At 65.5% G+C, this 22,247-nt stretch carries 21 protein-coding genes; 15 read left to right on the top strand and 6 right to left on the bottom strand.

All coding sequences use genetic code 11. The features are described 5' to 3' along the window. Positions 1-76: 76 nt before the first annotated feature. Complete coding sequence (locus tag ARTSIC4J27_RS05045; RefSeq protein WP_050054129.1) at positions 77-880, top strand: alpha/beta fold hydrolase; 804 nt, start codon at positions 77-79, stop codon at positions 878-880. 48 nt (positions 881-928) lie between these two features. Here the strand turns inward: ARTSIC4J27_RS05045 and ARTSIC4J27_RS05040 are convergent, their stop codons facing one another. Beyond that, positions 929-2,122 (bottom strand): acyltransferase family protein, encoded by a 1,194-nt coding sequence (locus ARTSIC4J27_RS05040; RefSeq protein ID WP_050054128.1) that lies wholly within the window; start codon positions 2,120-2,122, stop codon positions 929-931. A gap of 168 nt (positions 2,123-2,290) precedes the next feature. Between ARTSIC4J27_RS05040 and ARTSIC4J27_RS05035 the strand changes: the two genes are divergently transcribed. Then, positions 2,291-2,761 carry an Hpt domain-containing protein gene (locus ARTSIC4J27_RS05035; RefSeq protein WP_235436550.1) on the top strand — a complete coding sequence of 157 codons (471 nt, stop codon included), beginning with the start codon at positions 2,291-2,293 and terminating at the stop codon, positions 2,759-2,761. Positions 2,762-2,800: 39 nt separating this feature from the next. On the opposite strand, the gene ARTSIC4J27_RS05030 is transcribed toward ARTSIC4J27_RS05035, so the two are convergent. Together ARTSIC4J27_RS05030 and ARTSIC4J27_RS05025 are read right to left on the bottom strand one after the other, a co-directional pair. Beyond that, positions 2,801-3,631: a cation diffusion facilitator family transporter gene (locus ARTSIC4J27_RS05030; RefSeq protein ID WP_050054127.1), complete on the bottom strand. Its 831-nt coding sequence runs from the start codon at positions 3,629-3,631 to the stop codon at positions 2,801-2,803. A gap of 89 nt (positions 3,632-3,720) precedes the next feature. Then, positions 3,721-5,748 carry a multicopper oxidase family protein gene (locus ARTSIC4J27_RS05025; RefSeq protein WP_050054126.1) on the bottom strand — a complete coding sequence of 676 codons (2,028 nt, stop codon included), beginning with the start codon at positions 5,746-5,748 and terminating at the stop codon, positions 3,721-3,723. A 338-nt stretch (positions 5,749-6,086) separates the two neighbouring features. Here ARTSIC4J27_RS05025 and ARTSIC4J27_RS05020 point away from each other — a divergent pair, with 338 nt between their 5' ends. The 3 genes from ARTSIC4J27_RS05020 (at position 6,087) to ARTSIC4J27_RS05010 (ending at position 9,281) form a co-directional block, all read left to right on the top strand. Beyond that, the gene (locus ARTSIC4J27_RS05020) at positions 6,087-8,003 is read left to right on the top strand and encodes a cytochrome c oxidase assembly protein (protein ID WP_161799551.1); all 1,917 of its coding nucleotides are present in this window, start codon (positions 6,087-6,089) and stop codon (positions 8,001-8,003) included. An 82-nt stretch (positions 8,004-8,085) separates the two neighbouring features. Next, the gene (locus ARTSIC4J27_RS05015) at positions 8,086-8,811 is read left to right on the top strand and encodes a YcnI family copper-binding membrane protein (protein WP_050054124.1); all 726 of its coding nucleotides are present in this window, start codon (positions 8,086-8,088) and stop codon (positions 8,809-8,811) included. A gap of 65 nt (positions 8,812-8,876) precedes the next feature. Continuing rightward, entirely contained in the window at positions 8,877-9,281 is a 405-nt protein-coding gene (locus tag ARTSIC4J27_RS05010; protein ID WP_050054123.1) for a nuclear transport factor 2 family protein, read from the top strand. Between the two features lie 18 nt (positions 9,282-9,299). Here the strand turns inward: ARTSIC4J27_RS05010 and ARTSIC4J27_RS05005 are convergent, their stop codons facing one another. Further along, complete coding sequence (locus ARTSIC4J27_RS05005; RefSeq protein WP_050054122.1) at positions 9,300-9,776, bottom strand: hypothetical protein; 477 nt, start codon at positions 9,774-9,776, stop codon at positions 9,300-9,302. A 752-nt stretch (positions 9,777-10,528) separates the two neighbouring features. On the opposite strand from ARTSIC4J27_RS05005, the gene ARTSIC4J27_RS22745 reads away from it, so the two are divergent. The 4 genes from ARTSIC4J27_RS22745 (at position 10,529) to ARTSIC4J27_RS04990 (ending at position 14,744) form a co-directional block, all read left to right on the top strand. Further along, positions 10,529-11,386, top strand: coding sequence for a CAP domain-containing protein (locus ARTSIC4J27_RS22745; protein WP_161799549.1), 858 nt, complete (start codon positions 10,529-10,531; stop codon positions 11,384-11,386). A 645-nt stretch (positions 11,387-12,031) separates the two neighbouring features. After that, the gene (locus ARTSIC4J27_RS23385) at positions 12,032-12,166 is read left to right on the top strand and encodes a hypothetical protein (protein ID WP_268794379.1); all 135 of its coding nucleotides are present in this window, start codon (positions 12,032-12,034) and stop codon (positions 12,164-12,166) included. A gap of 183 nt (positions 12,167-12,349) precedes the next feature. Next, positions 12,350-13,711 carry a hemolysin family protein gene (locus ARTSIC4J27_RS04995; RefSeq protein ID WP_050054120.1) on the top strand — a complete coding sequence of 454 codons (1,362 nt, stop codon included), beginning with the start codon at positions 12,350-12,352 and terminating at the stop codon, positions 13,709-13,711. Then, a complete protein-coding gene (locus ARTSIC4J27_RS04990; protein WP_050054119.1) occupies positions 13,704-14,744 on the top strand; it encodes a hemolysin family protein in 1,041 nt (346 codons plus the stop codon). The genes ARTSIC4J27_RS04995 and ARTSIC4J27_RS04990 overlap by 8 nt, the downstream gene beginning before the upstream one ends. Before the next feature lie 82 nt (positions 14,745-14,826). On the opposite strand, the gene ARTSIC4J27_RS04985 is transcribed toward ARTSIC4J27_RS04990, so the two are convergent. Further along, positions 14,827-15,003 carry a CsbD family protein gene (locus ARTSIC4J27_RS04985; protein ID WP_050054118.1) on the bottom strand — a complete coding sequence of 59 codons (177 nt, stop codon included), beginning with the start codon at positions 15,001-15,003 and terminating at the stop codon, positions 14,827-14,829. A gap of 132 nt (positions 15,004-15,135) precedes the next feature. Between ARTSIC4J27_RS04985 and ARTSIC4J27_RS22740 the strand changes: the two genes are divergently transcribed. From ARTSIC4J27_RS22740 to ARTSIC4J27_RS04960, 6 genes are all read left to right on the top strand, one after another. Continuing rightward, a complete protein-coding gene (locus ARTSIC4J27_RS22740) occupies positions 15,136-15,285 on the top strand; it encodes a hypothetical protein (RefSeq protein ID WP_161799548.1) in 150 nt (49 codons plus the stop codon). 85 nt (positions 15,286-15,370) lie between these two features. Next, a complete protein-coding gene (locus ARTSIC4J27_RS04980) occupies positions 15,371-16,657 on the top strand; it encodes an MFS transporter (RefSeq protein ID WP_050054214.1) in 1,287 nt (428 codons plus the stop codon). Further along, entirely contained in the window at positions 16,617-16,994 is a 378-nt protein-coding gene (locus ARTSIC4J27_RS04975; protein ID WP_050054117.1) for an ArsR/SmtB family transcription factor, read from the top strand. Before ARTSIC4J27_RS04980 ends, ARTSIC4J27_RS04975 begins: the two co-directional genes overlap by 41 nt. A 9-nt stretch (positions 16,995-17,003) precedes the next feature. Continuing rightward, positions 17,004-17,672 (top strand): hypothetical protein, encoded by a 669-nt coding sequence (locus tag ARTSIC4J27_RS04970; RefSeq protein WP_050054116.1) that lies wholly within the window; start codon positions 17,004-17,006, stop codon positions 17,670-17,672. An 87-nt stretch (positions 17,673-17,759) separates the two neighbouring features. Beyond that, positions 17,760-18,374, top strand: a complete 615-nt coding sequence (locus ARTSIC4J27_RS04965) for a copper resistance CopC family protein (protein WP_050054115.1) — start codon at positions 17,760-17,762, stop codon at positions 18,372-18,374. Positions 18,375-18,510: 136 nt separating this feature from the next. After that, positions 18,511-21,144 (top strand): AMP-binding protein, encoded by a 2,634-nt coding sequence (locus tag ARTSIC4J27_RS04960; protein ID WP_050054114.1) that lies wholly within the window; start codon positions 18,511-18,513, stop codon positions 21,142-21,144. On the opposite strand, the gene ARTSIC4J27_RS04955 is transcribed toward ARTSIC4J27_RS04960, so the two are convergent. Further along, positions 21,134-22,201, bottom strand: coding sequence for a serine hydrolase domain-containing protein (locus ARTSIC4J27_RS04955; protein ID WP_161799546.1), 1,068 nt, complete (start codon positions 22,199-22,201; stop codon positions 21,134-21,136). The two genes, ARTSIC4J27_RS04960 and ARTSIC4J27_RS04955, sit on opposite strands and share 11 nt — an antisense overlap. Between the last annotated feature and the right edge of the window lie 46 nt (positions 22,202-22,247).

Here is a 22,247-nt window from a genome sequence, read left to right as displayed (position 1 = left end):
CAGCGTTTCCATGCCGGGAAGTCTAGTACTGCACACCCACAGCCACCGGTTGCGGCCGGCTGCCTACACTTGCTGCATGGATGTCAGGATCGGCGGTGTGTCCGTGCACTGCGCGGAGTACGGCGCCGGCATGCCCGTCCTCGCCCTGCATGGCGCCGGCGTGGACCACCGCGAGGTGGCCGGCGCCCTCGAACCGGTATTCAGCGAAATCCCCAACTACCGGCGGCTGTATCCGGATCTTCCGGGAATGGGCCTCACGCCGGCGCCCGGAACGATCACCAGCAACGATGACGTCCTGGACCTGCTGCTTGGCCTCATCGACCACGTCATCGGGGATGAACCGTTCCTTCTCCTTGGCCACTCCTACGGCGGATACCTGGCCCGGGCCCTGGCCGCATTGAGGCCCCATCAGGCAGTGGGGCTGACACTGATCTGCCCGGTCGGGGCGCATACCCAGGACGTGCCTGCGCATGAGGTCCTGGTTTCGCAGGCTGGCTTGCCCGGCGGGCTGGACCCGGATCTTGAGGCAACGTACCGCGACTACTTCGTGGTGCAGACGCCCGAAACCCTGCGCAGCTTCAAGGACCGCGTGGCGCCCTCAGCCAAACTCGTTGACGAGGCGGCACTGACCCGGGTCTTTGCACGGTGGGAGCTGCGGGACCGGCCGGAGGCGGCGCACACTTATCCCCACCCCGTGTTGATCCTTGCCGGCAGGCAGGACGCCACAGCAGGGTATGCGGGCCAGCTGGAGTTGGCGAAACACTATCGCCGCGCCACCGTGGCGGTCCTGGACCGCGCCGGCCACGCCCTGTTCCATGAGCAGCCCAAACTCGTCCAGGCCCACATCGCCGAATGGCTCCAGCGGGTCCGCGGGCGGTAGGCGCGTGAAGGAGGACACACGGGCGCACCCGCTATCCCGAGAAGCATCTTACGAAGCCCGTCCCGCGGAAACGAGTTCCGGCTCCCGTTCCAGCGTGGCTTCGGGAGAGGGACGGACGACGGCGGCGTCGAGCCTTTTGTTCGCCCAGCGCCGGAGGGGCTTTTCCACCACCCGGAAGGACACGTAGGCAAGCGCTACTGTCAGTACTGCCGCGAGCGGAACGCGGAGCCACAGCGACGGAACCAGCGGCATCAGCAGCAGGTAGACGGGCAGGTGCCAGAGGTACATGGCGTAGGACAGGTCGCGGCCGGGGCCGGCGAGCCAGGGGTGGCTCAGGATCCGTGCGGTGAAGTTGGCCGGGCGAAGGACCAGCCAACCGATGGCCAGTGCCGCCAGCAGCGCCAGCACGGTGGGCCCGGCTGTCCAGAAGGTGCTGAACCACAGGCCTGGAGTGTTCGGCTCCTGCAGCAGGAACACGGCAGCCAGCAGGATGAGGCCTGCCGGCGGTCCCGCCCAGCGGACCGTGCCCAGGAGGGAGGCGTGGAACCGGGAGCCTGGCCGGACCAGCGTGAAGACAAGCGCCAGGGTGCAGCCGATCAGCAGTTCATCGGCCCTCGTGTCAGGCCCGTTGTAGAGGCGGTTCAGCGGCGCCCCGGCCAGGACCAGGGCGAACCGCTCCAGCAGGAACGCCGCGGCCAGGCCGGCGGTGATCCAGGCGACCGTCCGGAGCTTCCAAAACCGCAGCAGGACCAGGAGCAGCGGCGGCCACACCAGGTAGAACTGTTCCTCGACGGCCAGTGTCCAGGTGGGGCCGAGGGTCTCACCGGTAATCGAGCCGCCGAACATGCCGAAGTGCGCCAGGTTCATCACGTAGCCGGCGGCGGGCAGGACAAAGCCTTCCTGGCCTGCCCACTTCGACGCGGGAAACACCAGGCCCACCGCGACGATCACTGCGCACAGTGCGAGGAGCGCGGGCCACAGCCTCGCGAGCCGTTTGGCGTAGAAGATACCCAGGCGCAGCCCGCCGGTTGCGAGGTATTCCTTCATGATCAGGAGGGTGATCACAAAGCCGCTGAGGGTGAAGAAGACGTCCACGCCGATCGATCCGCCGGGGACAAGCCCGGTGGCGGCATGAAAGAGAAAGACGAACACCACGGCAACCGTCCGGAGCCCGTCCAGGGCATGCTTGCGCCCTGAAATGAGCCCGGACGGGGGCACTTCCGCGCGTTCCAAAGCTGACACATTTCCACTGCTTGACCTAAAAACCACTAAGCAAGCATATATAACGTTTCCATAACTGCGCTGGGCAAAGGCTGGGTGAATGCTCCGAAAGCGGCACCTTGGGAAAGGCTAGGACCGTCGGCGCGAGGCTGCAGGTTTCCCCCAACGTCCACCTCGTACCGTTCCAGCATGAGAGCAACCACTGCACCGCTGCACACCCTGGTCAGCACCTGTCCGGGCGGCAATTCGCCGTCGACGGGCGCCCATGGTTCCTCCAGCCGTCCCCTCCTGGACCCTGCGGTGCTGGACAAGTTGCGGGCAGACCTCGACGACTATGAGGAAGTCTGGCGGGTGTTCGTCAGGAACTTCATTGCCGCCCTCCCCCTGAAGACGGACAGGCTGCGCCTGGCCATGACCACCGGGGATCTCACCGGCGCCATCGACGCGCTCCTCAGTATCAAGACCGCCAGCCAGCAGGTGGGCGCGGAACGCCTCGCCGCCCTCGCCGGGGATCTTGAGCTGGCTGTGCGCGAGGCCACCCGTGACCGTGATCCATCCGGAGTCCTGCCCTGGCTGGCAGCGGAGCATCTGCCGCGGATCCTGCAGCGCGCCGGACAGACTTGCTACATCCTCGAGTCACACCTGAAGAAGACGCCGTAGCCCGAACCGCAGCTTATGCGGCAGCAGCCCTGGCTGCGCTCATCGATCGGCAGGCTTCGGTCCAAGGTCAACGCTGACAGGCTCCACTGTGGCATCTGACTCCACTGTGGCATCTGATCCACACCCCGCGCAGCAGGAATCCGCCGCCTTCGTGGCACCGACGGTTACTGCAAGGGCGGACGCGGATGGCGTCGTCTTAACGGGCGAGCAGCAGGCATCCTCTTCCGTATCGCCCTTTGTGGCGTGCGGGATGGCGCAGCATGATTCACCCTTCCAGGCTTCGATGCCTTCCCGGACGGCAATGCCTGCGATCACCAGTGCCGCGCCGGCGTCGGCCCACCACCACCCCAGCGTGCTGTTAAGGACCAGACCGATCAACAGGACTGCCGAGAGATACGTGCAGAGCAGTGTCTGCTTGGAGTCCGCTACGGCCGTCCTGGAGCCAAGCTCCCGTCCGGCTCGGCGCTGCGCCCACGACAGGACCGGCATGACTGCCAGGCTCAGGGCGGCGATGATGATTCCGGGAGTGGAATGCTGGGCTTGGCCTCCGCCGGTCAGCGACCGGACGGCATCCACTGTTACGAATGCAGCCAATGCAAAGAAGGAAACCGCGATGATCCGCAAGGTCAGGTGCTCCCGATGTTCCGGGTCCTTGGCCGAGAACTGCCATGACAGTGCCACAGCCGACGCCACCTCGACAACAGAGTCCAGGCCGAATCCGATCAGTGCCGAAGAATCAGCCACACCGCCCGCCCACAGCGCTGCAACTGCCTCCATGACGTTGTACGTGATGGTCCCGGCCGCGAACAGCCGGATCCTCCGGGACAGCACAGCCCGGCGCCCGCCCGGAACGGCCATGAGCGTTTCCATGCCCACAAGTTACCTTCGGTGATGTCGTCAGGCAAAGTTGCCTCGGGAAGGTCAACGCTCGTGGCTGCCCAGGCGGGTGAGCCGGTTTGTCAGCGCGTGTCCACCCTGCGGGTGGCACTTCCGCCGCGAGTGGATTCGGCCTTCACGGAGGTGACCTGCTGGGCCGGTCCAGGCTTGGCTGAGAGGGACCAGCTCCCCAGCGAATTGATGGGGACGGTTCCCAGCTTGGTGATGGCACGTCCGGGCGTAACGTCGTAGAGCGTGACCGAGGCTGAACCGGCGGGGACGGACCCGTCGATCCTGGAGGTTCCCGCGAAGTCCATGTCCTTGTTGAGGCGGTGCCGGGCGGTGGTGATGGAGAGGACCTCGGTTTGTGACGTCGGCGTTGCTGTCGCCGTCGGCTCTGCCGGAGCAGTGGTGGCCGGAGCGGCCGGCTCCGTTGGCTCGGCAGTCGCGGTTGCGCCGGCGGTCGGTTCAGCCGTATCCGGCGTCGGATCACCGGTCGGTTCCTCAACCGGCGTCTCCGGAGTGATCGGGTGCGGGCGCGAGGCGTCGATGGGATGGTTGGGGTCCGGATCGTTGGTGTCGATGCCCACGCTGAACTGGGCCATCATGTCGTGGTCCTCGTGCGGGAGGTTGTGGCAGTGGATCATGTACCTGCCGCGGTGGTGCTCGAACTTCATCAGCAGCCGGACCGTTTCGCCTTCGCCGACGTAAACGACGTCCTTAGGTCCGCGTTCGTAGCTGAAGGGTGCCCTGCCGTTGCGGCTCAGGATCTGGAAGTCCACCAGGTGGATGTGGACCGGATGGAACCACCCGCCCGAACTGTTTTCGATTTCCCAGATTTCCACATCATCCAGGTCCGGATCGGCTAACACTTTCTTGTAGCCGCTTTCGACCACCTCGTCCCACGTCATGCCGCCGATGGTCCAGATGTCGTTGTCCCGCTTCACCCGCATGTGCCGTGTCTTCACCGACTGGGATGTTTTCAGGCTCATGGTGGTGCTCGAGGCGAGCAGTGTGGGCATGACTTTTGCTGCCGGCCCGGATGTATCCACCGGGTCACCCGTCACATCAAAAGCCATGACCTTGCCGGTGTAGTCGTAGTCCACGTTGTTGTCATTGGACAGGTTGCGCAGCTCCACCCGCTTTCCCGCCGGGTACTTGGAGAAGTCGATGAGGACCTCGTAGCGTTCCCCGCCGCTGTGCCGCCAGGAGGAGACCTGTTGGGCCGTGGGCATCAGGCCGCCGTCCGTGGCCACCATGGTGACGGGGTCCCCTGTGCTGAGCGAGAAACGGTAGGAGCGTGCGATGGACGCATTGAGGATCCGGAAGCGGTAGATCCTGCGCTGGACCTTCATCACCGGCCATGGGGTCCCGTTGACCAGGATGATGTCTCCCCAGAGTCCGGAGTGGGTGTTGTCGTCATAAGCCAGGGAGCCGTTGGCGGCGAACATGGCGTCGGAGACGGTGAGCGGCACATCGAACTGGCCTTGGGGCAGGAGGTTCCGTTCGACGTCGTCATGCAGGTGGTACTGGCCGGCCAATCCCGAATAGACACTCTGGGCTGTGTTGTGGACGGCGTGGTCGTGGTACCAGAGCGTCCTCGCCGGCTGGAAGTTGGGGTACTCGTAGTCTTTGCAGTAACCCAGCCCGGTCACATCGTTTGCGTACCCGTCGAACTGCGGAAGCGATGCCGAACCGTGCAGGTGCGTGGACGTATCAAGCCGGTACCCCCACTGCGGGTGGAGCAGCGGCAGCACGTTGTCCATCATCAAGGTGATGCGTTCGCCCTGGTTCACCTTGATGGTGGGGCCAGGGAACGTCCCGTTGTAGCCAAGGATGGGCGTGCTCAGCCCGGGCACAATGTTGGCCGAGGCGAGTTTCTGCTGAAGTCGGTAATGGCGCCGGACGTGGCCGTCGGCGTCCATGGTGGTCTTCGAGTACGGGAGCACCTGGGGGACCGTCAAGATCCCCTGGTAGGGCTTGGGCATGTTGCGGGTAGCGAGCTGGCTGGCGGACTTGGCATCCACGGACCGTAACGGCACCGCAAGCCCAAAGGCGCCGATGATTCCGATCCCACCTATTTGCATTGCCTGGCGGCGTGTAATGGTCATGAACCAACAGTGGGGCAACCACGGTGCGAAAACGTTGGGGAAATCTGGGACTGCGTCACCGCCATCGGGACTGGACAAATAAGTAGCCGGCCCTGGTATCGCATTCTGGGGTGCGATACCAGGGCCGGCTACGGCCGGAACGGGGGCTGGGGGCTGACGCCGATTCCGGATAAACACACCTTCACACCGAGGGCTTGCGGAAAACCTAGGGAGCCCTGCCCGGTGGTTCCGAAGCCATGCCAAGGATTTCCCAAGTGGCGCACGCAAGGCTTGCAGGCAGTCAGGGGCAACGTTGTGCGCAACGAAATCAAGGCCTGGCAGGAAGCGGGAGGGGCACGATGTCGCCGAGAGTACAGATGCGGGCATGGATGGCCTTCCTGGGGGCCGGGGTGCTGGCACTCGCCTGGGCCTACAGCTATGGCGGCGGTTCGGTTCCGGGCCTGTTGGACAGAGCAGGCCCGGTGGTCACGTGGGGCCTGCCGGCTGCGAAGCTGGTGTTCAACGTTGCCAGCGCCGGGACCATCGGGGCTCTCACACTGGCGGTTTTCGCACTCCCCCGCGGCGGGGCTGCTTACGCAACGGCACTTCGGTTTGCCGGTTGGTCAGCAGTTGTCTGGGCCGGCAGCGCCGCGCTGCACACCTACGCGAACTTCTTATTCATTGCCAACACTGCACCTTCTGCGGGTCTCGGTGAGGCATTCCTGACGTATGTCACCAGGATCGACGCCGGCCGCGCCGGCGCTTTGACCACTCTGATTGCCGGAGCGGTGGCAGCCTCCTGTTTCCGGTTGCGCAGCCCCCGCTTGTTGGCCGGCACAGCCGTTGCCGCTTTCGTTGGCCTGCTGCCGCTTGTTATGAAATCCCATGCGGCCGGAGGCACCGATCACGCGGACAGCACCACCGCAATCTTCGTGCACGCGGCTGCCGCCGCGGTCTGGGTGGGTGGCCTGCTGGTGCTGCTGGTGCTGCGGCGCGTGCTGCCTCATGACCAGTTGGTGGTGACGGTAAGGCGGTACTCGACGCTCGCGTTGATCTGCTTCATCTCCCTTGCGGTCACCGGAGTCCTGGGCGCCCTGGTGAGAGTCAGTACTGTTGAAGCACTGCTCAGCCCCTACGGCATCATCGTCCTGGCCAAGGCCGGAGTATTCGTCATTCTCGGCGTGTTCGGCGCCCTGCACCGGCGTTGGTCGATCAACCGCATGGAAAAGATCCCCGGCCGCGGCGGCAGGCAGTTCGGCGCTCTCGCCGTGGCCGAGCTGGCAGTTATGGGTGCCGCTTCCGGAATGGCCGCGGCCCTTGCGCGAACGGAGACGCCGGCCGGCACAGGTGCCGGGGCTGTCCGGAAAGTGGGCGCACAGGAATTTGTTTCCGAGCTGCCGGAGCCCGGCCTGTGGGAATTCACCACCGCGTGGGCGCCTGATCCGTTGTGGAGCCTGGCCTGCGGTTTCGCGGTCTTTGCCTATCTGGCCGGAGTACGGCGGCTGCACGTAACCGGCAGGAGCTGGCCGCTGTACCGGACCGTGCTGTGGCTGGCGGGGGTGGCCGTCCTGTTGATGGTTACGAACGGCGGCGTGCACCTCTACCAGGGTTACCTGTTCAACGCCCACGTTTTGACCCAGATGATGCTCACCGCCGTCGTCCCGCTGTTACTGGTTCCGGCGGCCCCGCTGACCCTGGCCCAACTCGCAGCCAGGGCCAGGACAGACGGCAGCACAGGGATCAAAGAGTTCGTGGACCGGTATGCGCAACCGGCGCTGGCAATGCTGCGCAAAGATCCGGTCCTGACCATCTTCATTCTTGCTGCGTCCCTCTTCGCCATCTACTACTCCCCGCTCCTGGAATGGGCAGCCGTGGGACAAGTCGGCTACAGCGCCATGACCCTGCTCGCCCTTTTGAGCGGCTGCCTCACCACCGCCGCACTCACCGGGATACGGGACTCCGGCACCAGCACAACATACGGGCGGCTGCTTGCCCTGGCTGGAACAGCCGCACTCTACGCCTTCGGCGGATGGAAGCTCACCGAGCAGGCACCGTCCATGGAAGTGCCCTGGTTTACCGCCGTGGGCAAACCCTGGGGGCTTTCACCCGCTGCAGCCGCGGAAATGGGCGGCAGCATTATGTGGTCCGTCGCGGCAGCGTCGCTGGCCATTACCGCCGCGATCATCATCAGCACCCGGCGTAACGGAAATCCCGGGCCTCTCGATCGAGAACGCCCAAAAACCGCCCAAGACCTGCAGCTGGATGTGGCGAACTGAGCCACTCCCAAAGCTTGCCCCTTCCCAATCCCACCGCCTCCGGTCCCGCGTCTTCCGGGCAGCATCAGCAGAGGAAATCCCCATGAATTCAACAACCCGTTCCATCAAAGTCGCTGCCGTCGGGGCAGCCACTGCAGCCCTTATGGCCTTAGGGCTGGGATCTGCCGCCGCCCACGTCTCGGTGGCTCCGGACAGCACCAGCGAAGGCGGTTACTCGCAGCTGACATTCAAGGTTCCCAGCGAATCCAAGACCGCCACAACCAGCAAAATCACAGTAGACCTGCCTGCCGCTAGCCCGTTCACCTCGGTGCGTGTGAAGCCCGTCCCGGGATGGAATGCTGAAATCGTCAGAGGAGCGCTGCCCCAACCGGTGACGATTGACGGCGCCACCATCACCGAAGCCCCGCTCTCCGTAACCTGGACGGCCAACAACGCGGAGAGTCAGTTGTCCACTGACCAGTACCAGGAGTTCTCCTTGTCCGTCGGCAGACTTCCAAAATCCGGCACCACCGTGACGCTGCCGGTCGCCCAGTCCTACTCTGACGGCAGCGTCCGGAACTGGGATGATCCCGTGGTCGAGGGCCAAGGCGAACCGGAGGAGCCCGCCCCTTCCTTCGTCACCACGGCAGCCCACGGCGGACACGGCGCGGCTGCCCCCGTTGCAGAAACGGCAGAACTGTCGGCAACTGCAGCAGTGACGCCGGCGGCAGACAACACCATGGGTTTTGCCGGCTTGGGCGCGGGAATCCTGGGCCTGGCGCTGGGAACAGCCGCCCTCATCCGTACGCGTTCACTGCGGAAGCCATAGCCAGCAACCCCAGCTACGGCCCAGGGACCTCGCCGTCGCCGCGGGTCCGGGACCATACTGGTGGCATGAGCGATCGTGCCGATTTCCTGGCCTGGGTGCGGACCGAACTGCACAATGCGGAGCTGGCCATCCACAACGGTGATGCGGCCCCGCGCAGGGCACTTTGGTCCCGCAACGAACCCGTCAGCGTCCTTGGCGCATGGCGTAACGCCATCGGGCAGCAGGAACTGAACGAGCTGTTCACCGGCCTTGCCAAGCAGTTCTCCGACTGCACCTCATACAGGTTCGAGCTGCTCGCCTACGACGTGGTGGGCGACATGGCCTACACCGCTGGACTGGAACACACGTCAGCCTCAGTGGACGGCGAGCCCCGCACCTACGTCCTCCGGGCAACCCAGATTTACCGCCGCGAGGACGGTGCCTGGAAAGTGGCCCACCGGCACGGCGACACCGTCACCGGCTCGCCCTGAGGACACAGGACGCAGCTCTTACATCCGGCCCGATGCGAGATCCGGGTCATCGTCGGACGTTTTACTGCCCGTCTCCGGCGCTGTGATGGAGGGCGCAGGTTCTTCCCTGGATGCCTGCATGGAGCGCCATGCGGCCACACCGGCCGCGACGACAAGCAGCAGCCCGCCGGCCCACCACAGCTTCCTGCCCGCTGAAGGCCCCGTTTCAACCGGAACAGGAGCCGCGGCTTTGGGTCCAACACGCTTCAACTGTTCCTGGACGCGCGGAGTCAGCGTCTCCACCCCGCCCGCAAGCTCGTCCGCCAGCCGGCGCAAAAGCGTTTGCAGGCGCGGGGACGCGGTTTCGATGCCGGTGTCCAGCCCGGCTACCGCTCTTTGCAGTGCAGCCTGGACGCCGGGGGTGGCCCATTCCTTGCCCCTTGCCCAGCGGGTTGCGACGTTCTCCAAAAGATGGTGGAGCTGCTCGGCTTCGGTCATCGGTTCTGCAGTGCGCATGGTGCCTCCTGTTTGCGATGGATGCCCATAGCTTAGGGTGGGCGGCACCAGAGGAACAGGCCCCAGCCACAACCATTTCACAGCCATGGATGACTTGTTCGGAACTAACTATGAAACGGATGGGCGAGGGTTGGCCGCAAGGGCCGCGAGGTCGCGGATCAGGCGCTGCACCTCATGCTCCCGGCCCCTGGAAGGCCTTGATTGTTGTGCTGCGCAGGGCCTTACCAGGCGGGTCTTGGGTGGAGCGGGCATGGGAGCCGCCGTTCGCGGCTCCACGGACCGCGTTTCGGTTGCTTCGAGCGGACTGTTGGTGGCCATACGTACGTCCCCCTTGACGTCGATGTTCTGGTGCCGTGTAGGGACACTCTAGGAAGCCGAAGGGCCCAGGCGGAAGCTCGTTCGTCCATTTTCGGGATTTATTGTGTCGATCTTGAGCTTCGCACGGGCACGGCATCCGCCGCTCACTACCCAGGGGTGCGGAGCCGGCGACGGCTGGGGGAGGCGCTCGTGGTCTCAGGGCGAACGCCGATCGCCGCCGGCTCCGCTCATCACCCTATGGCCCTGATCTTGGTGAGAACCCGAGTAATCGGTACGCGTTTCAAATAAGCCGGGGTACCTGCCCACAGCGCCAGCGGGACATCCAGATGAAGGTGCGGGCGTCGTGCAGGACGAGATGAAACGAAAGTCCAATAAGAAGTGAGCAGTATCACTGGATGTGAGGTGTGGCGCGGGCAGTCGGTACTGTTCTCCGGGTGTTAAAGGACAAGAGATTCATCGCTGCCCCTCTGATCACCCTGGTTCTGGCCGGCGGGCTGCTGACCGGAGCTTCCGTTCCTGCCGGAGCCGACTCCTGGCCCTTCGGCTGGTGGAACTGGATCACCGCCAGCGCCGGGTCCCCCGGTTCGGCGACGCCGGCCGCAACCGCCTCACCCACCTCGGCTCCCTTAACGTCTTCCCCTGCTGCCGCTCCGGCCACGTCAGCTCCTGCCGCGGTGCCCGAAACGCCGAGCGCCGCCCCGGCTCCGGTCGAGGAGCCGGCTCCCGCCCCAGAGCCCGCCCAGGTCCAGGCCCCCGCGGTGCAGGCTCCTGCTCCTGCGGCGGCTGCCCCAGCGCCGGCTCCCGCAGCTCCCGCGGCTCCGGCGCCTCAAGCCCCCGCTCCGGCTGCACCGGCTCCGGCCCCCGCAGCTCCGGCAGGTGGCGGCACGCCGTCCAACGCGGTGGCCCAGCGGTCCTTCGATCTCATTAACGGATACCGGGTGGCCAACGGCCTCGCCCCGTTGCGGTACAACAGCGGACTCGAAGCCGTGGCGCAGAACTGGTCGAACACCATGATGAGCGATATCAACGCCCAGGGCAGCACCGGCTTTAGGCACAACCCGGATGCAGCCTCCCAGATCCCCTCCGGCTGGACCCGCTCTGCTGAAAACATCGCGGTCAACGCCGACGCCGATGCGCTCTTCGCTGCCTGGAAGGCCTCCCCCGGCCACAACGCCAACATGCTCAACGCGGCCCTGACGGACTTCGGTTTCGGCTGGGCCCGGCTCTCGGCAAGCTCCCCGTACGGGGCGCAGCTGGTGGCCACGCAGAACTTCGCCACCTACGGGCAGTAAGAAAAAGGAACGACGGCGACCTGCCGCCGTCGTGCCTTATGTGCGGGAGGCTGCCCGGGCGGTCGGGCAAAGGGAAAGCCCCTCCTAGGAGGGGCTTTCAAGGTTGTGGTCAATTGTCTTCTGGTAACGGTCAGCGGTGATGCACTCCCCCTTCCCGGACGCCTCCCAGCGCCCCTCCGGACTATGACAAGACAGACTTTAATATCGCGTCCAATGCCAGTAAAGGGGTGGCGTAAAGGAAAGTTGATGGAAAATATCCGCCCTGCTCAGGCGGATACCACCCAGGCGTACGACGGCGGCAGGCACCTCCGGGCGCGATGATCCTGAGTGAGGGCAAGGAGAAAGCCCCTCCTAGGAGGGGCTTTCAACGTAGTGGTCATGTGTCTTCTGGTTTAGGTCAGCCTTGATGCATTCCCCCTCTCCAGACGCCCCCCGGCGTCCATCCGGATTATGAACTCTAGTGATGGGCCCGGTCCCAGTAAAGGGGTTGTGCTGGAGAATTTCTCCACAGGCAGGCCCGCGATGCGGACTTCCGCACGTTTCCGGAGATTTACTTTGGCGAAACACCCGAGGCCGTATTATTCAGGCATGTGGACTAAACAGCACCAGGCTCTGTGCGGCACGTGCGGAAGGAATACCAACCACGTGACGCACTATCACAAGGACGACGTCGGCGGCTCGCTGATTGCCGAAGTCCGGTGCGCGGAGCACAAGGATGTTCCGGTCATCAACGAGGCATGCCCGGTTGCGTGGATGGCATCGGAGGAACCGGCCGCTTGACGTAGCAGCCGTCCGACCTGTCAGAGATAGAGCCGATCGGCTTCTGCTGTGGGCATAGCAGCGGTTCCGGGAAGTTGTGGGCCGATAGAATGATCTGCATTATGGATGACCCTCCTTCACATTTGCCCTGGCCCCTCCACCTTTTGACCGGTTCACCGGCCACCGCGGGAGAGGGGCGCCCGAATGTATGAATGGATCATGCTCGGTATCGGCCTTGTCCTGACAGTCGGTACCGGTTTCTTTGTCGCTTCAGAGTTCGCGCTGGTCAACCTTGACCGCGGCGACCTTGAAGCCCGCCAGGAGCGCGGCGAAAAGCGCCTTGGGGCCACCATCAAAGCCCTCAAGATCACCTCGACCCACCTCTCCGGAGCCCAGCTCGGCATCACCATCACCACGCTGCTGACCGGTTACACGTTCGAGCCTGCCATCAGCAAGATGCTCAGCGGCCCCCTGCTCGCCGCCGGACTTCCTGAAGGCGCCGTGCCCGCGGTGGGCTCCGTCGTCGGAATTTTCCTGGCCACCATTTTCTCGATGGTGATCGGCGAGCTGGTCCCGAAGAACTTCGCGCTGGCGCTGCCGCTCGCCACGGCAAAGGTGGTGGTGCCGTTCCAGACCCTCTTCACTGCCGTGTTCAAACCCGTGATCCTGCTGTTTAACAACACCGCGAACGCGATCATCAGGTCGTTCGGCATCGAGCCCAAAGAAGAACTCTCGGGTGCCCGCAGCGCAGAGGAACTCAGTTCACTGGTCCGGCGCTCCGCCCTGGAAGGCGTCCTCGACGCCGACCACGCCGTGCTGCTGCACCGGACCCTGCGCTTCTCCGAACACTCCGCGGCCGACGTCATGACCCCGAGGGTCCGGATGACGGCCGTCAATGACGATGACACAGCCGAGCAGGTCCTGGCCCTGGCCAGGACCACCGGCTACTCGCGCTTCCCCGTCATCGGGGAGGATCGCGACGACGTCCTGGGAGTCCTGCACGTCAAGCAGGCTTTTGCCGTTGCACTGCACGAACGGGAAACCGTAACAGCCGCCCAGCTCATGATCGACCCCCTGCGGGTCCCCGAGTCGATGGGCGTCGATTCACTGCTGGTCCTGCTGCGCAAACAGGGACTTCAGGTGGCGATTGTGTCCGACGAGCACGGCGGCACCGCCGGCATCGTCACCCTCGAGGACCTCGTGGAGGAAATCGTTGGCGAACTCGAGGACGAGCACGACAGGGCGCGCGTGGGCGTAGTCCGGGTTGGCCGGTCCATCACCTTCGATGCGTCCCTGCGGCCAGACGAACTGCTGGACCGGACAGGCATCGCCGTACCGGATGACGAGGACTACGACACCATCGCCGGCTTCGTCTCCGACCAGCTGGACCGCATGCCCGAACTGGGCGACGAGGTTCCGGTGGACGGCGGAACCCTGCGCGTGGAACGCGTGGTGGGGACGCGCGTGGAGCGGCTCCGCTTCACGCCGAACGAATCCCAGGAACCGCCCCAGAGTGCCCATGACCGCCTTGTCGACACCCTCACCTCGGAGCTGACCCATGAGTGAATACCTTCCCGGCATCATCTGGCTGGTGGTGCTCCTGGTGGTCAACGCGTTCTTTGTGGGCGCCGAGTTCGCCGTCATCTCCGCCCGCCGCTCCCAGATCGAGCCGAAGGCGGAGGCCGGCAGCAAGGCCGCGAAAACCACGCTGTGGGCCATGGAGCACGCTACCCTCATGCTGGCCACCAGCCAGCTGGGCATCACTGTGTGTTCGCTGGTGATCCTGAACGTTTCCGAACCGGCCATCCACCATCTGCTGGAGATCCCGCTGGGCCTGACGTCACTGTCGGGTGAGGCGATCGGCATCATCGCCTTTGTGGCCGCCCTGCTGCTGGTGACCTTCCTGCACGTGGTCCTGGGCGAGATGGTCCCCAAGAACATCTCCTTCTCGGTCCCCACCCGCGCCGCGCTGCTCCTGGCCCCGCCGCTGGTAATGGTGGCCCGGATCTTCAAGCCGGTGATCTGGACGCTAAACGGCATCGCCAACTCCATCCTGCGGCTTTTCCGGGTTGAGCCCAAGGACGAGGCCACCAGCGCCTACACACTGGACGAGGTGGCCAACATCGTGGAGCAGTCCACCCGCGACGGCATGCTGACGGACACCAGCGGCACGCTGACCGCCGCTTTCGAGTTCACGGCCAAGACCGTGGCTGACGTGGAGGTTCCCATCAGTGAGATGGTGCTCCTGCCCGCTTCCGCCACACCGGCGGATATCCAGCGCGCCGTGGCTGAGCATGGGTACTCGCGGTACATCCTCACCGATGACGACGGCGTCCCTTCCGGCTATCTGCACCTCAAGGATGTGATGGACCTGGTAACGCCGGAGAAGTTCGTCCGGCCCGTTCCGACGAAGCGGATCCGCCGCCTGGCCTCCGCCTTCAGCGGCGGCGAGCTTGAGGACGCGCTGGCCACCATGCGCCGCACCGGAGCCCACGTTGCCCGGGTGTTCGACGAACAGGGCAACACCACCGGTGTGTTGTTCCTCGAGGACATCATCGAGGAACTGGTGGGCGAAGTGCAGGACGCCACCAGCGCTTAACCCATCCATCGCAGTGCTGGCGAATGCCAAAAACGAAGGAGCGCCCTCCGTGCGGAGGGCGCTCCTTCGTTGCAATACGGGGTCAGTCCTTCTTGAAGGCGTCCTTGACCTTCTCGCCGGCCTGCTTCAGGTCGCCCTTGGCCTGGTCTGCCTGGCCCTCGGCGCGCAGGCTCTCATCGCCTGTCGCTTCGCCAGCAGCTTCCTTGCCCTTGCCGCCCAGTTTTTCTGCGGCGTTTTCGATCTTGTCATCCAAACCCATGGTGTTCTCCCTACGGTTGGCGCCCGCCGACGGGTAGGCCGGCGGCTAACGTTCCCATCCTAAGCACGTGGCTGCGACGCATCCAGCACCGAAAGGACCTGTGGCCGCGGGCCGCCAGGATCGGTGCATGGCATGGCCGTCCTTCACTACGACAGCTGCCACCCCGGCAGGTGGCGGCTGGAACCGCCCACGCAGGGCAATACCTTCACCATTCTGGGCCTGGTACTGACAGGCGTCGGACTCGCCTGCACCGCCACCGGTTTCATCCTCATGATGTTCTAGCCGACTCCAGGAACACATCCCGGCGCCTCTGTGACTACGATAGGTGCATATCTACGCACTTATGCACTTGGAGGGGTCGGGACTGATGCTGGTGGTTTTGCGGAACGTGGCGTACGGGCGGCTGTTTGCCGCCCAGGTCGTGGCGCTGATCGGTACGGGTCTGCTGACGGTGGCTCTGGGGCTGCTGGCGTATGACCTGGCGGGCAGCAATGCCGGCGCAGTGCTGGGCACGGCGTTGACCATCAAGATGCTCGCGTATGTTGGTCTGGCCCCGGTGATCAACGCCCTGGTGGCCCGGTGGCCCAAAAAGCGCGTCCTGATCGGCGCCGACCTCATTCGCGCGGCCATGGCCCTGGCGCTGCCGTTCATCACGGACGTCTGGCAGATCTACATCGTGATCTTCCTGCTCCAGTCCGCGTCCGCGACGTTCACCCCCGCCTTCCAGTCCCTCATCCCCACGATCCTGACGGACGAGAAAGACTACACCCGCGCACTGTCCCTCTCCCGGCTGGCCTATGACATGGAAGCCCTGGTCAGCCCCGCACTGGCGGCACTGCTGCTGACCGTGCTCAGCTATAACAACCTGTTCCTGGGGACGGTGGCTGGGTTCCTGTTCTCAGCCTTCATGGTGGCCATCACGGTACTGCCCAAGGTCCCCGCGGCCACCGGGCCGCAAAGCTCGCTGTGGCACCGGACCACGCTCGGCGCGAGGATCTTCTGGCGGAACCGTCGGCTGCGGTCCCTGCTCGCCCTGAACCTGGTGGTCGCCGCGCCCACGGCCCTGGTTCTGGTCAACACGGTGGTTTACGTCCGGGATGTCCTGCACCGGCCGGACACGGACCTTGCCCTGGCCCTGGCGTGCTTCGGTGTGGGATCCATGATCGTGGCGCTGTCCGCCCCGCGGGTCCTGGACCGGTTCGGGGACCGGACCGTGATGCTCACCGGCGCGGCCGTCATCCCTGCCGTCCTGGCCGGCGCGGCCGCCCTGACCCTGCTGGGTGTTCCAGGCACCGGCTGGTGGCTGCTGCTGGGCCTGTGGTTCCTGCTGGGAGCTGCGAACTCCACCATCCTCACGCCCTCCTCCCGGCTGCTGCGGGACGCATCCACCGAGGAGACGCGCCCGTACGTGTTCACCGCCCAGTTCTCCCTGTCCCACGCCTGCTACATCCTGACGTATCCGCTGGCAGGGTGGGTTGGGGCGGCAGCCGGTTTGGGCTGGGCAGCGTTTGCCCTGACAATTATTGCGATGATAGGCAGTGCAGGAGCGTTCCTGTCCCGGCCCCGGCACACCGTCGGGACCGGCCAGGAACCGGCGGAGAAGGAGCAGAGCGTTGAGCAGCCAGCCTCACAACGCACCAACCCCCGTCCCTGAGAAGCCTTCACTGGTCCACCCGGTCACCCCGGGGCCGCAGCTGCTGGAAACGGCGGCCGGGACGCTGCGGATGCTGGCCGAACCCACCCGCCTGAACCTGCTCTTCCAACTCACCGACGGGCCCAAAACCGTCACGGAGCTCACGGCCGCCGTGGACGTGCCCCGTACGGTGGTCAGCCAGCACCTGGCCAAACTTCGCCTCAGCGGCCTGGTGGACACCCGGAAAGACGGCCGGCACGTCATCTACTCCCTCCACGACGGGCACCTCATCCGGCTGATCCGGGAAACAATCAACCACGCAGACCACCGGCTCACCGGCGAACCCACCCACGGCTGACCCGCGCCCGTGACAACACTCCGCCCGGGAAGCCGTGCCAGGACGCCAGCGGTCGCGCCCGTACAGGCGCCGCTGACCCTGCAACGCGCGCTCACCGTCACCGGCCTGGTCCTCGGCATCGCAGCCGCCGCGCACACGGCCGGCGGAGGGCACCTTCCGCCGGCCCCGGTGCTCGCCCTTCTGGCTGCCCTGGTCCTGCTCCCGGTCACGGTGCTGGCCCGACGGCGGCTCAGCCTCGCGTCGATCTCCGGAGTCTTGGGCGCCGGGCAGTTGGCCCTGCACACCGCGTTTACCTCCCTGCCCGGGCCCGTTGATCACTGCACTCCTGCGGGGATTGCTTCGTACGGACACCATCAGGCCCAGGCGATTCCGGACTGCCTCACTGCAGGGGCCGGTGCCGTGGCACTGCAGCTGCCTGCGGTCCCCGGCCCCGTGATGGTTGCCGCGCACATCCTGGCCCTTGCCGCCACGGCTCTGCTTCTGGCGCACGGTGAGGAAGCCCTGTGGCGCGCCCTCGCATGGCTTGCCCCGCCGGTGCTCGAACTGTACGCCCGCCCGCTTCCGCGATGGACGGCGCCCGCACCGCTAGCTGCGTCCTGCGTCCCGCCGCTGCACCCCAGCGTGCGGACGAGGCTGTTCCGCGGCCCGCCGTTAGCCCTGGCCCGGCCCGTCTACTGACAGAGCCGGCTGCCGCCCCGCACACTTCACACACTTTTTCTTGCCTGCCCGGAACCCGGTGCCAGGCTGTCCTGAAAGGACTCCCCTGTGGCTTTTTCCCTCCGTCGCGCCCGGCTCGTTGGCGCGCTTACCGCAACCGTGGCCCTCGCCGCCTTGGCCGGAGCGACTCCGGCCCAGGCCCATGATGCCCTGGCCTCCACCAGCCCCGCTGACGGGCAGACCATCACCACCGCCCCAGGCGAGGTCTCCATCACGCTGACCAACCCGCCCACCACCGGCGTCCCGGGCGCAAACGTGCTCACGGTCAGCGGTCCGGACGGGCACGTGGTCAGCTCAGGCGAAGTGACCGTGAACGGCGCAACGTTGAGCACCGAAGCTGGCATCGACCTCAACGGCGTACACACCGTGCAGTGGCGGGCGGTCTCAGTCGACGGCCACCCCATCGAAGGTACCTTCAGCTTCACCTACGCCCCCGAAGGGGCAGGGACCGCAACGGCATCAGCTGCCGCCACCAGCCCCGCCGCTGTTGCCACCCCCTCGGCCGCGGCTTCCCCCAGTGAAGCGCCTGCGACGGCGGCTGCCCAGAGCGTGCCCGCGGACAACACCGGCTGGCTCGTCGCAGCCGGCGTCATCATTGTCATCCTCGCCATAGCCGTGGTGTACTTCCTGCGCCGGCGGAACACCAACAACAACCCGGTCTAAGCCAAGCCCGGGCCGCGCAGCAGCACCCCTGCTGCGCGGCCCGGGGCGGCTCTATTCCCCTCGGGAAAGTGCATACGAGGAAGGAATTATGTAACTCCAGTTGAGTTAGGTTAGCTTTACCTTTACTGTCCGAGGCGTGACTGTACAGCCAGAACTGGCCGGGGTCTCGTTCGCCGCCACTCTGGCAGGGTTCGGAGACCGCACCGCCATCAGGACAAAAAACCGCACGTTGAGCTACCGCGAGCTGGCGGACCTTGTGGACGGCATGACGCATTCGCTTGGGCCTGCCCGGCGGCTGATTGCGATCGAAGCTGAGAACTCCCTGCCCGCCCTGGTGGTCTACCTCGCGGCCCTGTCCTCCGGCCATCCACTACTCATCCTCCCCACAGGCGGCGGGAGAGCTACCGAAACGCTCATCGCCGCGTACGATCCCGACATTGTGGTCCGCGCCGTGGACGGTGAGGCGGTACTGGACATCCGGCGGGACGAAACCCGGCATGAGCTCCACCCTGATCTGGCGCTGCTGGTGAGCACCTCCGGATCCACCGGCAGCCCCAAACTTGTTCGCCTGTCCGCTGAGTCAATTCAGGCCAACGCTGCAGCGATCGCCGAGTACCTGCACCTGCGGCCCACCGATACCGCAGCCACCACACTCCCCCTCTCCTACTGTTACGGGATGAGCGTGGTGAACAGCCACCTCCTGGTGGGTGCGTCCCTGGCGTTGACGGACCTCTCCGTGGTGGACCCATGCTTCTGGGAACTCGTCCGTGAGGACAAGGTGACGTCCTTCGCCGCGGTACCCTATACCTTCGATCTCCTCGAACGGGTGGGCTTTGAGCACATGGACCTGCCCGGCCTGCGCTATATCACCCAGGCAGGCGGTCGGCTCGCCCCGGACCGGGTGCGTTACTACGCGGAACTGGGCCGGCGGCAGGGCTGGGACCTGTTTGTTATGTACGGCCAGACCGAGGCTACGGCCCGAATGGCCTACCTGCCCCCTGACCTGGCCGCAGAACATCCCCAGGCCATCGGCGTTCCAGTGCCGGGCGGATCCTTCAGGCTCGAGCCCGTCCCCGAGCTGGACGCCCACGAACTCGTCTACGCCGGGGCCAACGTTATGCTGGGCTACGCCGAGAAGCCGGAAGACCTCGCCCTGGGCCGGGTCATCACAGAGCTTCACACCGGCGACCTCGCCAGGCGCGGGCCGCAAGGCCTTTACGAAATCGTCGGCAGGCGCAGCCGGTTCGTGAAGATCGTCGGTCTCCGTGTGGACCTGGGCCAGGTGGAACGGTTACTGGCTGATCTTGGTTTGACCGCAGCCGCTGCAGGTTCCGATGACGGCGTGGTCGCCGCGGTGGAGGGCGGCCAGGACCTTGGCCTGGTAGCGAAAACCCTTGCCCAGGACCTGGGCGTGCCGCGTACGGCCGTTCGGCTGCATGCCGTGGAATCCCTGCCGCGGCTCGCGAACGGAAAACCGGATTACCCGGCGGTCCTGGCCCTGGATGTCGCCGCCGAGGGCCAGGGCAGCGACGCAGCTTTGCTGGAATCGAGCGAAAACGGGGCGGACGTCCGAAGGATTTTCGCCGAGGTCCTGGAGGTGGACGACGTCGCCGACACCGACACCTTTGTTTCCCTGGGCGGCGACTCCCTGTCCTACGTCGCAGCGTCCGTCCGGCTCGAACGTGCTCTCGGGGAGATTCCCCAGGGCTGGCACCTGATGCCGGTCCGTGAACTTGCATCCGGCCCAAAGCGTACGGCGCCCTCAGCACGGGACGGGTCCGCAGACCAGCCGGCCGACCGGGCAGCGCCGTCCTTCAGCGGCCGGTTCCGGCAGATTTTTGCCCCCATCGAAACAGGGATCGTGCTGCGCGCCGTCGCCATCATCTTCATCGTCTCCACCCACATCGGATTCTTCCACTGGGAAGGCACCGCCCACGTACTGATCGCCGTCGCCGGCTACAACTTCGCCCGGTTCCAGCTCAGCGGCACCCGCCGGGCCCGCTTCCGGCGGCAACTGCGGAGCATCGGCCGGATCGTGGTGCCCAGCGTGGCTGTCATCGGACTGGCCTTCGCGCTGACGGATACCTACACCTGGGCCAACGTCTTCCTGCTCAACACGCTGCTGGGACCGGAGGGGTGGACCGACTACTCCCGGTTCTGGTTCATCGAGATCCTCGTCCACATCCTGCTTGGGCTCGCCGCGCTGCTGGCGGTCCCTGCCGTCGACCGCGCGCTCCGCAGATGGCCGTGGGCCTTCCCCTTGGCAATCGTCGCGGTTGACCTGCCATTTCTCTTCAACCTGATTGACAGCCGCTACCCGGGGCAGGGACCGGTGCTGTGGCTGTTCGGGCTCGGCTGGGCGGCCGCCGTGTCGAGGACGACGATGCAGCGGGCCTTCGTGACCGCCATTGCGCTGTTCGCCGTCCCGGCGTCGTTCGAGGACCAATACCGCTGCGCAACCATCCTGGCGGGCTTCCTCATCCTGCTCTGGGCGCCCACCATCAGGGCTCCCCGCGGGCTGCACCGGCTCACGGCCCTGCTGGCCAGCGCCTCCCTGTACATCTATGTGACGCACTGGCTCGTGTACCCGCTCGTCGACCCGGCCCAGAAAGGGCTGGCCGTCGCGGCTTCCCTTGCGGCGGGCGTCCTTTACTGGGCGGCAGCGACGAGGGCCATGGGATGGGTTGAGCGCCAATTCCGGCGGCGCCATTGTTCAAACCGCGGAGATCTGGCCCACCCTTTAGCATGGGCGCACACCGCTAGCAGCTGAGATCCAGTGCCGTCCGTGCCGCCCTGTGCATTGCGTCCACATTGAGAGGATTATCTGGACGATAGTCGGCGGGGTCCCACGATTCCGGCGGGTAGGTGATCGCCATTGCTATCTGCCGCTTGGCGTCCGCGCTGGTAAGCACCACGGTGCGGTACCCCGCCCAGTCGCCGCCGTGTCCGTAATAGAAGCCACCGCAGATATCCACCCACCGCAGCAGTCCCATCCCGTAAAACCCGAAAGGGGCCAGCTGCATCTGCTTCACCGTGGCGGGTTTCAGGAGACGCCCCTCCATGAGTGCGGCATAGAAGGTGTTCACGTCTCCGAGGGTCGAGACCACGCCGCCCGCGGGGTTCCCGACAATCGCCCCCAGATAGGCAGAGTCAATCCGTTCGCCGTCAACCGCGACTTGGCCGTGGAGCATTGTGGGCGGAGGCGGGCCGGTGCCGGCCATGTGCGTGTTCTTCATTCCCAACGGTTCAAACACATCTCTCTCCAGTACCTCGGCCACGGGATGGCCGCGCAGACGCTCCACCAAAAGGCCAAGGACCAGGAAGTTTGAGTTCGAATACTCCGCGCCGCTGCCTGGTTTCAGCACCCACGGCATGGCAGTTGTCAGAGCCAGGCTCTCGCTCCAGGTCATCTGCTGCGTCAACGCCTGCCGGATAGGCCGGGAGCTGAATAGCTCCTCCTCATAGCTAGGTATTCCACTTTCGTGTCGTAGAAGGTGTGCCACCGTGACTGGGCCAGGCGAATTCACCAGACGGTCGAATTCAGGGAGGTGCCTGGTCACAGGATCGTCCAGCCCCACGAGACCTTCTTCCACGAGTTTGAGCACCGAGGCAGCCAGCATGGACTTGGTTATGCTCGCGATATGAGTGGGATCCGTGGATTGAGCCGGGACCGGGTTGCCAAAGCTTCGGGCTCCGTCGGCGTGTGACCAGACCTCACCGTTGATTCGCGTTTCCACCAGGACGGCCGAGGCCCCGAGGTCCAGCATCGTTCTGCTGAAATCCTCCAGGCCTGTCTTGTACTTCACAGCGGCCTGGCTGGTCTGCACGGGCATAGGCGGGGCCCCGGTGCAACCACTAAGCAGCACAGCTAGG

This window comes from Pseudarthrobacter siccitolerans, assembly GCF_001046895.1.
In the GTDB taxonomy this organism is placed as follows: Bacteria; Actinomycetota; Actinomycetes; order Actinomycetales; family Micrococcaceae; genus Arthrobacter; species Arthrobacter siccitolerans.
This window is presented reverse-complemented; position numbering and strand designations above follow the sequence as displayed.